The sequence below is a fragment of the Methanosarcina acetivorans C2A genome (assembly GCF_000007345.1).
In the GTDB taxonomy this organism is placed as follows: domain Archaea; phylum Halobacteriota; class Methanosarcinia; order Methanosarcinales; family Methanosarcinaceae; genus Methanosarcina; species Methanosarcina acetivorans.
The window spans coordinates 2121023-2137034 of record NC_003552.1 but is presented as its reverse complement, the minus strand read 5'-3'; the positions used below and the strand labels follow the sequence as shown (position 1 = coordinate 2137034).

The 16012-nt window shown below is 42.7% G+C and carries 7 protein-coding genes and 1 pseudogene; 7 read left to right on the top strand and 1 reads right to left on the bottom strand.

Annotated features, from left to right (window positions below; translation table 11 throughout):
• Window positions 1-217: 217 nt before the first annotated feature.
• The 6 genes and pseudogenes from MA_RS28170 to MA_RS09135 all read left to right on the top strand — a co-directional run bounded on the left by MA_RS28170 (window position 218) and on the right by MA_RS09135 (window position 10716).
• A complete protein-coding gene (locus MA_RS28170) occupies window positions 218-3445 on the top strand; it encodes a DUF3344 domain-containing protein (RefSeq protein ID WP_011021764.1) in 3228 nt (1075 codons plus the stop codon).
• Window positions 3442-3606 (top strand): hypothetical protein, encoded by a 165-nt coding sequence (locus MA_RS26720; protein ID WP_157860139.1) that lies wholly within the window; start codon window positions 3442-3444, stop codon window positions 3604-3606. The genes MA_RS28170 and MA_RS26720 overlap by 4 nt, the downstream gene beginning before the upstream one ends.
• Before the next feature lie 584 nt (window positions 3607-4190).
• Entirely contained in the window at window positions 4191-5906 is a 1716-nt protein-coding gene (locus MA_RS09145; RefSeq protein ID WP_011021763.1) for a DUF3344 domain-containing protein, read from the top strand.
• Window positions 5903-7516 carry a hypothetical protein gene (locus tag MA_RS09140; protein ID WP_048065208.1) on the top strand — a complete coding sequence of 538 codons (1614 nt, stop codon included), beginning with the start codon at window positions 5903-5905 and terminating at the stop codon, window positions 7514-7516. Before MA_RS09145 ends, MA_RS09140 begins: the two co-directional genes overlap by 4 nt.
• Before the next feature lie 349 nt (window positions 7517-7865).
• Window positions 7866-7958, top strand: a pseudogene (locus tag MA_RS26715) (IS200/IS605 family transposase); the annotation flags it as partial.
• Window positions 7959-9159: 1201 nt separating this feature from the next.
• Window positions 9160-10716, top strand: coding sequence for a DUF3344 domain-containing protein (locus MA_RS09135; protein WP_048065207.1), 1557 nt, complete (start codon window positions 9160-9162; stop codon window positions 10714-10716).
• A 360-nt stretch (window positions 10717-11076) separates the two neighbouring features.
• Here the strand turns inward: MA_RS09135 and MA_RS09130 are convergent, their stop codons facing one another.
• On the bottom strand, window positions 11077-11439 hold the full coding sequence (locus MA_RS09130) for a hypothetical protein (protein WP_011021760.1): 363 nt from the start codon (window positions 11437-11439) through the stop codon (window positions 11077-11079).
• A 555-nt stretch (window positions 11440-11994) separates the two neighbouring features.
• Here MA_RS09130 and MA_RS09120 point away from each other — a divergent pair.
• Window positions 11995-15561 (top strand): DUF3344 domain-containing protein, encoded by a 3567-nt coding sequence (locus tag MA_RS09120; RefSeq protein WP_011021759.1) that lies wholly within the window; start codon window positions 11995-11997, stop codon window positions 15559-15561.
• Window positions 15562-16012: the final 451 nt, after the last annotated feature.

Below are 16012 nucleotides of genomic sequence, written 5' to 3'. Positions count from 1 at the left end.
AGTTGATCTGAAAAACATCATATAATGCAGATCCAAGTTTTTGGATATACACTGTAAATTTTTTTATTTTTTATTATTGGGAGATTTCCCCTTCAGATTAGAAGAGCTACAAAATAACTGTGATTCAATCCCGAACAACCCCCTCAGATCCTGCTGAAAAAGGCCACAGTCACAGGATTTGCTGGTGAAAATATTAGAAATGTGGAGTGAGTGAAAGATGAAACGAATATTTCTGATTCTCTGTATAGCTGCACTGATGTGCATGACCGGACTGGCGTCTGCTGTGGTGGAAACAGTTGAACCAGTCGCAAACTTTACTGCTAACACCACCAGTGGCCCTGCACCCCTGACCGTGCAATTCACCGACATATCTACCAATGCAACTGGCTGGGCATGGGACTTCGGGGACGGCAACAACTCTACGGAACAGAACCCGGTGCACACCTACTCAACTGAAGGAACTTACACGGTTAGCCTTACTGTTAGCAATGCAGGTGGAAGCGATTCCGAAGTGAAGACAGAATACATATCTGTAAGTGAACCACTACCTTTAGCCCCTGTTGCCAACTTCTCCGCAGACATTACTTCAGGAGTCGGACCGCTTACAGTGCATTTCACGGACAGTTCAAGCGGATCTCCGGATACCTGGGAGTGGGACTTTGACAATGACGGGGACGTGGATTCCACGGAGCAGAACCCCCAATTCATCTATACTGGTGAAGGCACATACTCTGTGAAACTTACGGTTACCAGCTCAGCAGGAAGTGATTCCGAGCTGAAAACTGACCATATCACTGTAGTCTACCCGTCTCCGGATTTCACAGCAAATGTGACTGAAGGAACCGTTCCTCTCACCGTGGAGTTCACGGGAAACGTTTCTGGTCTGGCTCCTGAGTACTGGAACATGTGGGCCTGGGATGTAGATGGGGATGGGACATACGATTACTCACCTAATTTCAACATCACCCATACCTACACCGAACCTGGCACTTATGATGTGATTGTAGCATATGATGGCTGGACACAAAATGTGAAAGCTGGTTACATAACAGTGCTTCCTGAAATACCTGTAGCCAATTTCTCAGCAGACGTGACATCAGGTATGGAACCGTTAACAGTCAACTTCACAGACCAGTCTACGGGTACAGTCTCTTCTTACTCCTGGGACTTTGATAACGACGGAACTGTAGACTCAACTGAGCAGAACCCCTCGCATACCTATACTTCAGCAGGTAACTACACCGTAAACCTCACGGTTTCAAATGCTGGAGGAAGCGATTCCGAACTGAAGACAGATTACATAACCGTAACTCAAGCGGGCCAAGTGGCAACAAATGACCTTAGAATCTCAGGGCTCGTCAACACCGTTCCGGCTTCTGCGGTCTTTGCCAGGGAAACAAATCCTGTGAAAGTTCTCAATGTCCAAAACACAGGGACTGCTACCCTTAGCAACATTTCGATAGCTGTGTATGCAAGCGACGTTTCCAGTGGAACAGTTCCCGTAGACACGACAACGATTGCGTCCCTTGAGGGCGATGCAAAGACCACGGTAACCCTGATCGACCCCACTATCCGTGACCTTGAAGGCGGCACCGTGACCTACACTGCCGTTGTTGACCCGGACAACCTTATCGCTGAAACGGACGAGACAAACAACAACAAGAGCAGTGCGGCCAAAAATGTCAGATACAACGGGTATAAGGGCAAAGGCATCTACTGGGAAGGCGGAAGCAATATCACTACCAAGCATACCTTTGATCTCCAGGGAAACCTTTTGTATTCCACACAGCCTGATTCTGCTTACCAACCTGTCGGATGGGAAAGCAGGACCGAAACCTGGACTGCAAGTGACCTTCCGGTCCCGGACGGCTCCACCATAGAAAAGGCTTTCCTTTATGTCGCCTACAACTGGGACCAGACGCCCGGCGGATATCCGTGGTTGAATATTAACTTCAACGGGAACACCCTTGATAACGGAAACATCTCAACAGGAAACGGAACCATCTACAGGGACTGGAGCAATTTTGGAGCGTATGCTAACTATGAATACGGGCTCTGTGTCTACGATGTAACCGACAAGTTTAGTTCTGCAGGAAACAGCCTTGTCATGACGCCTGTTGGTGAAAACAAAAACGCACTGTACCCCAGCACCCTTGTTGTGGTCTACGGAAACGATAATGAAACCCGAAAGCAGATCTTCATCAATGAAGAATGCGACGAGCTTGGTTTATCTGCGTCCAGTTACGGGACCACGCCTGAAGAGGCGACTGCATACGCTCCTTTCACCGGCATGTCCATTGACGTGGAAAAGGTCACAAACGCTATGCTCTACAGTTTCGCGGGAAGTGCGGGGCCCGATGAAGGAAACCTGCTTTTCAACGGAAACATAGTGGCAACTAATGCATGGCAGGGAAGTTCAAATTCAGGAAGCCCTCTGGTCTTTGATGCTACAAACTACATCAATGTAACAGGAAACGAGGCGGGTATACAGAGCACGACGAGCGGAGGTATGGACGCACTTCAGCAGATCCTTGTTGTTGAATATGAGGAATCGGCACCTGCTGCGCCAATTGCCGACTTTACGGCAACCCCGACATCTGGAGATGCCCCGCTGGCAGTAAACTTTACCGATACATCAACCGGGTCTCCGACTTCATGGTCCTGGGACTTCGGGGACGGAGCTAATTCAACTGCGCAGAACCCCTTGCATACTTATTCTGCAGAAGGTAACTACACTGTAAATCTGACTGTGGAAAATGACGCTGGTTCTGACTTCGAGTTAAAAACGGATTACATAGCAGTTTCCGAAGCTTCCGGATCAACCGTTACACTCTATTTCGATCCGGAAAGTTCCTCAGTTTCAGAAAACGAATCTACTGAAATAAGTGTCGTTGCCAGCAATTTCCCTTCAGGCCTTTCAGGATACAACCTGACAGTTACTCTCGACGACCCGGTTGTTGCTGAGATAGTCGACATAGAGTACCCTTCCTGGGCTTTGATTACTGAGAACTCTACCCTGCCAGGGACATCTATCTACCTGAAGACTGTCGATGAGAATAATACTGTTAAAGCAGATGCAGCAGATGTTGTGCTTGCCACTCTTACGGTTTCTGGAAAGGAATCAGGGTCATCGAATCTTTCGATAGGAATTAAACGTCTGGATGACGATTCAGGAGACTCTATCGAGCCAACTCCCCTGGCAGGGACAATTGAAGTAACTCTTCTGTCCCCACTGCCGGACCAGGAATATGCCCCTAAAGACCTTGACGGAGATGGACTCTATGAAGACCTTACAGGAAACGGGGAGTTCAGCTTCGTAGATGTAGTGGCATACTTCCACAACATGGACTGGATAGAGGCAAACATGCCGGTGGAGTACTTTGACTTCAACGGAAACGGAAGGATAGACTTTGATGATGTTGTGGATATGTTTGCAATGATATGATTAGGGAAAAAGAGAATGAAAAAACAAAAGGAATAGAGAAAAATGAAAAAACAAAAAGGGGAATAGAGAAATATTTTCTCAAATTTCCCACAACTTTTGTTCTTTTGTTTATTTGGAAAACATTTTTAATGAGGTGGTTCTCTGCAAATTATCTGCAATGATTAGGGTATTTCAGGAATAGACAATTTATCAACTCCGATATGAAAACTTGGAGGCTTGAAGACGCTGCTTCGGTAGATTTGACGGTATTTACAGTTATTTCCGGTGAGATTTGAGGTTTGCATTTCATACAATAAGAGTCAGGCTGTCTCAAAACTAAAGTTAATTCTATAATTGTGTCAAATTTTTCTACTACAAGGTTAATTCATGTATAAATTTCTCTAATTTAGGTGGTCTTGTTTTTAAATTCAACGTTGCTCATTATTCAATTGTAGAAATGGTTTGAGTTTTGAGACAGTCTGGAGAGTATTAATTATTGATTTTGAAATCTCTACTTTTTAATCTCTACTATTTAATAACTTGATCATAACAAATATTAGATATTTTAGATAAAATAGCAACAATTAGAAAAATTTATATAGATATAACATATAAAGTGTGACAAATATTAAAAATTGTAGGAAAAAATAACTTGATTGAGATATCCCTGAAACGGTGCAGAAAATAGTTCTAAAAACCAGTAGCCTGCATTGTTTTATCTAACAGGAACTTAAATAACTGACACTGAAAGGGGCTGGAGAATGGTATGTCGTCAGAAAGCAGGAACTTGAACAGGTTTTTCCTGTACTTTGCAGGGATACTTATCTTTTTTATTTATATTACTCCATGCCTCGCAACTTACAATTTCGAAGGCACCCCAGAACAGGATGAACTGATTGAAATTACCTCGGGTACTGTAAAAGGCGGGCTTTATGTTGATGGGGGGGAAGGGCTTAAGAAAACCCCTTATGTGCAGGAGTTCAATGTGCCTGGAGATGTCGTAACCTGGGCCCGGGTCTATGTAGGGGTGTGGGGAGGCACAGAAGAAAAAACAGGGACTCTTGACCTTACTATTAACGGGGAGGAGTTCGAAAGCCTGGATCTGGAGGGTAAAAACGATAAGGGGGATGATGAGGATCAGAACCCTGCTATCTACTGCACGGGACATGGAGTCTACTGGATTGCCTATGATGTGGGCACGAATATAAGTACCGGGCCCGTAACTGTGGAAGCCCAGACAGAAGGAGACATTGATGGCAGAGTTTACGGCATAATCCTGGCTGCAGTATACGAAGATAAAGAGGGACAGAGCACAAAATACTGGGTTGAAGAAGGAAATATAAACCTGCATGGGAAGGGTTGGAGCGAAACCCTGGCATCAACTCATGATGAAGGGTATGCGGACTTCTCGGGCAAGGTGGATACGGACAAGTATAACACTGCAAACCTGGCCGTGGTGTATCTCTGCGGGACTCCGGGGCTTGATGATTCTCTTTATTTTAACGAAGAACAGCTCTCTGACGGGGAGAACAGTAACGACATTGCAAACTCAAAAAGTTATTTTGACTTCAAATTCTTCGATGTACTGGATTTGCTTGAAGAAGACGACAATGAACTCAAATTCCAAAGAGATGAGGAAGATTATGTGCATCCCGTACTGGCTGCTCTGACTCTGGGAACGGGCGAAGAAGGAACTTCTGACCTTATCGTCTCCGGGCTTACCGTTCCTTTACTTTATGCAGGGAAAGACAACACTATAAAAGCAAGCATCAAAAATATTGGTAAGGATTCTGCATATGGTTTTCAGGCAGCGCTTTATGCCGATGGAGAAATTGTTTCTACTGCTCCAGTATCTTCCCTTTCCAGCGGAAAGAGTAAAACAATTGAGTTCAACTGGAAACCCGCTTGGGATGGGGAACAGGCCCTGAAAGTTTATGTTGACTACACGAACAAGAAAAAAGAAACCTGTGAAGTAAACAACTGGAACAGTCCTTTTCTTGCTAAGGTCGTGGATCTAACTCCCCCCGAACTTGAGATCGATTATCCGGAAGATGGGGCCAGGGTAGATGCTGGCTACCTTACAGTTAGCGGGACAATTGAAGATACAAACCGAAATCTCACAGTTGATGTTAACGGGCAAAATGCTCTGATCTCAGGCGAGAGCTGGAGTGCCAGCGTGCCTGTAGTTTCGGGTCCCAATACAATAGTCGTATCTGCAGTCGACGGAGAAAACAACACAGGAAGGGAACTCATTGTTGTAGAAGGCAAAGAGTCTTCCACAGACAGCAAAGAGTCTTCCCAATCCGACCTTACTGTTTCTTCGAAGGCCGAGAATGAAACGGAACCGGTTAATCAGTCAATTTTAGGTTCCCAGACAAGGGAATACGAAAAACAGGCGGTTTTATCCCCAATTTCCGAGGGAATCGGGTTTATTTCTGCAATTTTATTCTTGAGATATCGAAACAGGGGGAAACGGCTGTGAACAAAAGGGTAAGCCAAAAGAAGAGCAGAAAATATCACTTTTGTGCGGTTTTAGTTCTTTTCACTGCCCTGTTTTTACTCTCAAGCTCTCTACCTGCATCGGCAAATGAAGATGACTGGGACAACCTGACCGTTACCCTGGGACTTGAAAACTCTCTCGTCTCCAAAGACGGGTACACCCTGGAAGCACTAAAATTTGACGGATACGGTATGGTCTTGATTCGGGTGTCGAAAAATGATACCATCCTTGGGGAGACGGTTCTTGAAAATAACAGCTCTGGCTGGTGCTATATGGACAGCAAGAATTTAAGGTTAAAGGCATTCAATGTTACTGACCAGAGAACTCTTCCGATGTTTGGCAGTCTCTTTTCCCCAAAAGTCGAGCTCCTTTTTGAAACAAAAAAAGATATTGAAGAAAATGTGATTCTGGAACTTGATCTCGAAGAGGACAAAGATGAATACCTGCTTAATGATGAGGTAATCGTTGATATGGAACTTCGAAACACAGGGCAGGTAAAAGCCGAAAAGATAAGCCTCGATTTGGATTCGGACGGGCTCCTTGTCAGAGAGGGATGTCCTGAAAAAGTGGTACTTGATAAGGGCTCGAAAAAGAAATGTGAACTGAGGTTTAAGTTTCCGGAAAAGGTAAAAGAAAATTATAACATTACCGTAAATGTGAACTGGGAGGACGATTCTGGTAAGCATTTTCTTTCTGATGATGTGGAAATTGAGGTTTCCGAACCTCTGAATATCTATAAAAACGCAGGTTCAGAAGGCTTTTCAGGGAGCCCGGTATATGTTACAGTTTCAGTAAAAAATATCCAGGAAAGAGCAGTGAATGTCCGACTTTTTGACCTGCTGCCGGAGACTTTTACACTGAATAATAGCTCTTCTTTAGAGGATGTCAATCTAACGAACAGTTCTTCTTATCTATACTGGGAGTTTGTGCTGGATCCGGAAGAAAAAAAGACCTTTTCTTATAGTATCAGCTCCGAGCAGCTTGGAGCCCATAGGGTGCCCCAGGCCCATGCCTACTCAGATTTATGCGGGCAGCTCTACACCGAAAGTTCCGATTCCGAGAATATAATCACCTTATATAATAACATCTCATACACGCCGTATAACAACAAAACCCTGACACAGGTGACCCTGGCATCAGGAGCCGACCTTACATCTTACCTGGACAATGATGGCTATGCTCTGCTGGATATCACGGTGGAAAATGAGGCTCTTGGTGCTTTTGTATTCATTCCAAAAGGTACGAAGTTGAGTGATAACCAGAATGAACCCCTTAAAGCAATAACAATAACACAGGCAGATGAGCTGGCTCTTCCAGGCTCTTTATACCTGGCAGGGAAATGTTATTGTAAACTCGGGCCTGATGGAGCGGAGTTCGATCCTTTTGTCCGGCTCAACCTGGGCCTCAACAACTCAATAGAGGGCAACTTCCCCTCCATCTACTGCTATGATGAAACCAATTCCACATGGACGCAGCTGGACAGTACTCTCAATGAAAACAGAATTTTTGCCGAACTTACTCATTTCTCTGTGTATGCAGCTCTTGCAGAACCTCCGACAGAAGCCGAATTGCTTGTTAAACTGGTTAATTAATAAAATTAGTCATGTGAGGTTTTGCCATTTTTCACATACGCCCTTTATTGCAATGGGAGCGCTGAGGGTCACGAATACCCCGACCTTTTGAGGCTGTCCGACAATTATTGATAGTAATAAAAAAGTGCTAAAAAGAAAGCAAATAAGCCCTTTGAAATCAAAAAAAAGGAATTCATTTATTACCGAAGGTAATTATCGTACAGCCTGTTTAGGTGGGGATTAAGTGAACCCTCGCCTCTTCGTTTTTCTCATTAAATATCTAAATCATTACTTTTTTTGTAAAATGAGCTTTTTTTGGCACCATGGCCATAGGTGGTGCCAGCTGCCTATAGCCTGGATGTGATATTTATTGGAATTGAACAGTTTTAGCCATGGCTATGGTCAGATTACCTACCATCCCGTTTTGGTGCCAAAGTATCGATACAATATATTCTACAATAAGTGAATTAAAAAGGATTGTGAGTTGATCTTCAATAACATTTGCAGCGGAGTGCGCCAGCGTAATTTTGGTTATCATACTCCATTATTTTGTATTCTCAGTTAAACTGAATTAAAAAGAGGTATACAGTATGCTTCCATTCTATTTGATATTTTTGTTTATTTTTGAATACTAAATATAAATAAAAATGATAATAGTATGATTAAATATTATTAATTATAATATTTATATGATTAAATAGTAATATATATTTATTTACTGTTGTAAGATCTCCTGATTTTCGGAATATAACCGCAAACAGTCGATATACTCCAACTTAATTATTATATTTATTAAAAAAATAATAAAATAAAACTTCCATAATTAACATTGTAGTAAACATTACAATGAAAACCCTGTAATGATATTCGGAAACATCAATGCCGGAAACCGGATACTTTTGATATAGAGATATAGACATGAGGCTTAAGTTAACGAAACACTGCCAACCAAGAGCGAATAAAAACAAACCAAATTTAAAACTTTTGATACATTTTTATACTTGTTTGTAAGAAATTAGTTAAAATATTTATTATATAATATGAAAAAATTATACAAAAATACGTTAAATCTGTGAAATAACTTTATATAAATGGCAAAAAATTACTATTATGTCGAAGGGAAGTGGAGTCCAAAATTTACGACAGGTAAAAAATTCGGAACCTGACCTGCAAAGTCCGCTGGCCAGTATCAGGTAAACCAGTATATAGAGAGATCTCCGACGATCAGTCACCTGAGGTATCCAGAAAAGGTGATTGAATTATTGGACAGAAAGAGTCTGGAAAGAATAAGGATCGACCCAGACTCTTGCACATTACCGTCCGACAGTTCCCACAATAAAACCGTCGAGGATGACTTGGAGAGAGATGAAAATAATCTATTTCCAGGCTATTTGTATTATTTCAGGCTATCCATATAAACTTACTGGACAGCATCTCTCAGATAACTTACAAAATAACTATCGAATGATGGACCGGAAATGAAGCAACTCCACAAAAACAGAAAGGCGCTGATAGTAGTAAAACCTGCTGCCTAATTTCCGAAAAGTACACTCTAATCCTTACCTGAGCAGCAGGTATGAAAGAAAACCAACCAAAAATTCCCTCAAAATGAGAATTTTAACTAAACAAAACTCAAAAATTAACAAAATTTGGAGAAAATACTTATGTTTAAAAAAGAAAATTCAATAAAAATAGGCGGCACGACGCCGATCGCTCCCCTGCTCCTCTTAGGTGCACTGGTGCTCTTATTTGCAATCGCCTCTCCTGCCGCAGCAGACCCGTACCTCGGAGGAGTTCCCCTTATCACTGCGAACGGTACATACGGTACAGTAACCGGAGACCTGTGGTTCGATGCTTATCCCGGGTTTGATCAAGCATATCCAGACCCGGTTCACTGGGAGACCACCTTACCGTGTGACCCAGATGATATCGTATGGGCAAGGCTCTATGTAGACACCTACATTGGACACATGGAAAACAATTATCCCCAGAATGTCACTACGGAGTTTAACGGAAGTGGCTCAAGCTACGAAACTCTGGGCTCTGAGAGCATGAACACTGAATACAAGTTTTATCTTGCGGGTACTGGAGGGGCAGGCAGTGGTCCGGTCTGGATAACTAACCACAGTAACCGTGTAACGAGCGATTTCCTGATCTGGTATGACGTGACTGACAACATCACCTCATCAACTGTCTCAACAAATGTGAGCGTGACCAATTTGATAGGTGAAGCTCCATTCGAAAGCCGGGTGAAGGCGATCGTCCTTGTGGTGGCATATAATAATCAGTCCTGTAATGTAACTCATTACTGGGTAGCCCAGGGCCATGACACGGACTCATATAAGACAGATGGTATTTTTTCGCCTTATACGGGTGGCTTCCCTCATCCTTACAAAGGGAACACTACCTTCAATACGTCGGTAGTTTATACTCCCGGGGAAGCAAACTTAACTGTACTCCCCCTTGCGAGTTTTAACGGGAACTATACCTTCAACAGTGACGATGATCAGTTGCCGTGGGCTAATCCAGGGCAGGGAGAATACTTCCAGTGGCAGAGCTGGAACGTCACAACCAATGTTACCAGTGGAAACGACAGCTATATGACATACGATCGAAACGCAACTGATTCAGGAACATACAGTGGCTACTTCAAGATCCCGCTTGCCCTGCTGACCGTAGAGGACAAATCTCTTATCTACGACTTCAGCAATGAAACGCTGGGTAGGGCAGGGATATGTATGTTTGCGTACAAGAAAGAGGCTTCTGGCCTGCCACCATCTGTCAGCAATGATCCGGATGATGAATTTTCAGGGACAGAGTACGATGAGATCAAATATGATGATGGAGTTTTTGCGGAACATTATACTGACACCTATGAAAAACGTGCAGCACATAGGTTTGTGTTCAATGTCAGTTGCTGTAACGATTTATCTAATTTTGATTCGATCAACGTAACATGGAATGGTGCTGGGTGGCATGATGCAGGAGGTAATTCCAATGGAGCTTATCTCTACATCTGGAATGGAACTGGCTATGAAGAATTGGATAACTGTGATGGTGACGGAAACGAGAATTACCTGACAGGAGGAATAACAAATAACCTTGGGAACTATATCATTAATAATAATGTGACTGTGCTGGCAGAACAGAAGACCGAAGATGATGACTACCACTCACATATCGCAACAGATTATGTAAAATTGTGGCTCAAAAAAGTATGATCTCCTAAGTTTAGAAAAAACGCAAAGTAAAAACTTTGATTCGTTAACTTGGAGGTTTATCAAAACCTCCCTTTTTTAAGAAGATTTTGGAGACTCCAATTGGTTATAAGTTAGACTGTCTGCTTCAGTTTATCTACCTTATTACAGAAATTGACCTTAATTCGGTTCTATTTTTCTAAAATCAAAATGTATATCCAAGAATTGATAATTGAGGTTTTGCCATTTCTCACATAATCCCTTTATTGCCGCTAATATTTAACATAGCTGATTTCGTGAAAAATTTATCTAATAACAACTTAAATAAGAGTTACGCAGTTTGGTCTTAGCATATCGTTTTCAATAACTTACCAAATATCTGGATTAATTTACTGTGTACAGAGGATTATTTAGATATACAGTCACTGCAACTCTTCTAATTTTCATGGCACTTTCAAACCAGGATATTCCACTTTTTACCCTCTGTAATTCCAGTCTAAGGAAGGCTCTTAATGAGAACAGTATATGTGCTCTTTGTGACTCTTCCTTTCTTGCCTGACATTTTTCAACACCACAGAACTGTTTTATCCCTCTATGGTATCCCTCAATTTTCCATGACTTTTTTGCCAACTCTTCACGTTTTGATTCATCCATATCTTGCACATCTGTAACCCAGTGTTGCGTGTCTCCATCTTTTGAAACTATCCTAAACACCTTTACAAATCCATATGCTCTGAAGTGAACCACACGTCCTTTTGGAGGAATTTTAGTTTAACCACGTAATTCATAATTAGCAAGATGAGTGTTAAAAATAGATTTATTTTTGTTACTTAATACCTATATAACTAGATACTATTCTTATTTTTTAGATAAATTTATATATATCGTAACCATTTTTTATACTAAATTATCCAAGTCTGAAACGTGATCTTCTCCAGTAAATTCGGAATCCAAATTCGGATCAACTCCACAACATTGAATCGAATGTTGGAAGGCTGAGAGAAGGCCACGATACTTGGAAAGTTTCGTTCCTGACTTCAGAAATGAGAAATAAATTATAGACAGTGACTTAAAATCAATAATTTGGGCTGATCTGAAAAACACAATATTAACGCAGATCCAGATTTTTTTATATACGCCGCAAATTTTTTTGTTTTTTATTATTGGGAGAACCCCCTTCAGACTAAAAGAGCTACAAAATAATTGTGATTCAATCCCGAACATCCTCTCAGATCCTGCTGAAAAAGGCCACAATCACAGGAGTTTCGGGCTAAAATTTCAGAAATGAGGAGTGAATGATAGATGAATAAAAGAATATTTATAATTCTGTTTTCCCTTCTTTGCACGGTGTTAATAACACCTGCAGAAGCAAAGACCTGGTACGTCGATGACGACGGAGGAGCAGATTTCACGACTATACAATCTGCTGTCAACAGTGCTTCTTCCGGTGATACAATTTATGTCTATGCTGGGACATACAATGAATTTGCAGTCCCCATCCCATACCTTACTATAAAAGGTGAGGGCCCTGATCTAGTAACCGTTAATGGTATAATAGATATTCCGCAAACTGCGACTTATGCAAATGCAACCGGAACTGTCCTTGAAGGAATGAAAATAACAACAGCGCCAAATATTCAATCAGTTACTGGCACAGCTTCGGATATAACTATCAGAGATTGTGTGTTTGATGGACTTACCTCTGTTAACCTGCACGTAAATACGATTTTTGAGAATAATATAATCATAAATAATACAAACAAAGGACTGGAATTAAAAGCAGATAATTCGATAATAGTAAATAATACAATCAAAAACAGCAAAGATTCTGCTATTTGGTTTAATGCAGCCAATACTACAGTAAAAAACAATCATATCGAATCAAATGGTTATGCATTTTATTTTAGAGATGCAGGAGATGAAAACAAGATATATTTAAACACCATATCCAACAATTCAGAAATCACCAAGATTAGAGGTACACTTCCTTCCATTACATACTGGAACTCCACCACCCCCATCAAATACACCTACAATGGAACCACCTATACTGGCTACATGGGTAACTACTGGTCCGACTACAACGGCACTGATTCAGATGGTGACGGAATCGGCGATACCTCCTACACAGTTCCAAACGACCTTGGAACCGACAACCATCCCCTGATGCAGCCTTTTGAAAACTACAACGTTGTCGGTAGCGGTCCTGTTATCCCCGTTTCTTCATTCACAGCATCACCGACATCTGGATATGCATCTTTGACGGTCCAGTTTACCGATGAGTCTACTGGCTCCCCTACATCCTGGGCCTGGGACTTCGAAAACGATGGAATCATTGACAGTACCAACCAGAATCCTTCTTTTACATACACCTCAGCCGGGAACTACACTGTGAACCTCACCGTTGCCAATGCAGACGGAAGTGATTCTGAGGTAAAGACTGATTACATTGTTGTCAATGAACCACTCCCGGAGCCGCCGGTAGCAGACTTTACGGCAACCCCGACATCCGGAGATGCACCGCTGATGGTCAACTTCACCGACGCATCAAACGGTACTGTCTCTTCCTATGCATGGGACTTTGACAACGATGGAAATGTTGACAACGAAGAAGAGAACCCATCGTATACCTACGAAACTGTGGGTACCTACACTGTCAACCTCACCGTTGCCAATGCAGACGGAAGCGATTCGGAAGTAAAGACAAACTACATAACCGTAACTCAAGCGGGTCAAGTGGCAACGAACGACCTTAGCATAGCCGCAGTTCTTATTTCACCAAGCAATGTTGTCTTTGCCAGGGAAGCAAATACCATTGTGGCTTACGGCATAACTAACTCCGGAACAGAAAACCTTACTAATATTACTGTAGACGTGTATGCGAGCGACGTATCCGGTACAGTTCCTGTAAACACGGAAACGATTTCTTCCCTTGCGGGTGGAGGGACAACAACTATATTCATTACCGATCCCACCATCCGAAACCTCCAGGGAAGCACCGTAACCTACACTGCAGTTATCGACCCGGATAATCTGATTCCTGAGACCAATGAAGCCAACAACAACAAAAGCAGGGCTGTACCGGTCAAATACAACGGGTACAAAGGAAAAGGTCTCTACTGGGAAGGCGGAAGCAATATCACTACCAAGCATACCTTTGACCTCCAGGGGAACCTTCTGTACTCCACGATGCCTGCAACTGCTTACAAGAGTGTTGGAGCATGGGGTTCCGGCAGGACCGAAACCTGGACTGCAAGCGACCTTCCGGTCCCGAGCGGTTCCACAATAGAAAAGGTCTTCCTTTATTTCGCCTACAACTGGGACCAGACCGCTGGCGGATATCCGTGGTTGAACCTCAGCTTCAACGGGAACATAATAGAGAACGGAAACCTCTCAACCGGGAACGGAACTCTCTATAGGGACTGGAGCAATTTTGGCACGTATGCTGATTATGAATATGGGCTCTGTGTCTATGATGTAACTGACAGGTTTAGCTCGTCGGGTAACAGCCTTGTCACAAACCCCTATGATGGTGATAATAACCTCTACGGCAAAGTCGCACTGTACCCCAGCACCCTTGTTGTGGTCTACAAAAATTCTAACGAAACCCGGAAACAAATCTTCATCAATGAAGAATGCGACGAGCTTGGTGTATCAGCATCCAGTTACGGGACCACTCTTGAAGAAGCGACTGCATATGCTCCTTTCACCGGGATGTCTATTGAAACAGGTAAGGTCCAGAACGCTACACTATACAGTTTCGCAGGAAGTGCGGGGTCCGATGAAGGAAACCTGCTTTTCAACGGAAACATAGTGGCAACCAATGCATGGCAGGGTGATTCGAAAACCAGTAATGCACAGGTCTTTGACGTAAAGAGCTATCTCAATGAAACCGGTAACGAGGCTGGAATCCAGGGAACTACAAGCGGAGGTATGGACGCACTCCAGCAGATCCTTGTTGTCGAATATGAGAAATCGGCACCTGCTGAGCCAGTGGCCGACTTTACGGCAACCCCGACATCCGGAGATGCCCCGCTGGCAGTAAACTTTACCGATACATCAACCGGGTCTCCGACTTCATGGTTCTGGGACTTCGGAGATGGAGCTAATTCAACTGAGCAGAACCCCTCGCATACTTATTCTGCAGCAGGTAACTACACCGTAAATCTGACTGTGGAAAATGCTGCTGGTTCTGACTTCGAGTTAAAAACGGATTACATAGAAGTTTCCGAAGCTTCCGGATCAACTGTTACTTTATACTTCGACCCGGAAAATTCCTCTGTGGCGGAAAACGAATCTACTGAAATAAATCTCGTTGCCAGCCTTTTCCCTGCAGGTCTTTCAGGCTACAACCTGACCGTTGCTATTGATGACCCGGCTGTTGCCGAGATAGTTGATATAGAGTACCCCTCCTGGGCTCTGATTACTCAGAACTCTACCCTTCCAGATTCTTCTATCTACCTGAAGACTATTGACCTGGAAGATTCCGTTAAGGAGGGGGCAGCAGATGTTGTGCTTGCTACTCTCACGGTTTCTGGAAAGGAATCTGGTTCAGCGAACCTTTCAATAGGGGTTAAACGTCTGGAGGACGATTCCGGAGACTCTATCGAACCAGCTCTCCTGGCAGGGACAATTGAAGTAACCCTTCTGTCCCCACTGCCTGATCAGGAATATGCCCCTAGAGACCTCGACGGAGATGGGCTCTATGAAGACCTTACCGGAAACGGGGAGTTCAGTTTCGTGGATATAGTGGCGTACTTCCACAACATGGACTGGATAGAGGAAAATATGCCTGTTGAGTACTTCGACTTCAACGGAAACGGGAGGATAGACTTTGATGATGTTGTGGATATGTTTGCAATGATCTAAGAACAGGAAAAAATGAAAAAATATGGTTAAAAATGATAAAATGAAAGGGAATTGAGATAAATTTTTCTCAAATTTCCGCAACTTTTGGTACGCTGCCATAACATTTTTTTCATTTATTTTCAATATGGATCAGAACCTATAGAGTTTGAGTCCAGGTTTTTTCTCAAAAAACGCAGATAAAATTCTCTGAATTATACTTTCGGACACTATTCACAAATAGATACGGATATTTTTCTCTACCTGAAACCCCTCACCTGCATAATTTACAGGCGAGGAATTCTCAGAGTCGAATGCGTCGCAGACATTTAGGAGGCGTGTCTGGTGTCTGTTTTGTTGTCTTCAGACATTTTTAGACAGAACGACATATGTTGAGCAGATATTTAACACTTTTGATGATATTCATAATATTTAATACTATCATATTTAAAATTAGTATTACTTATCCGTACAA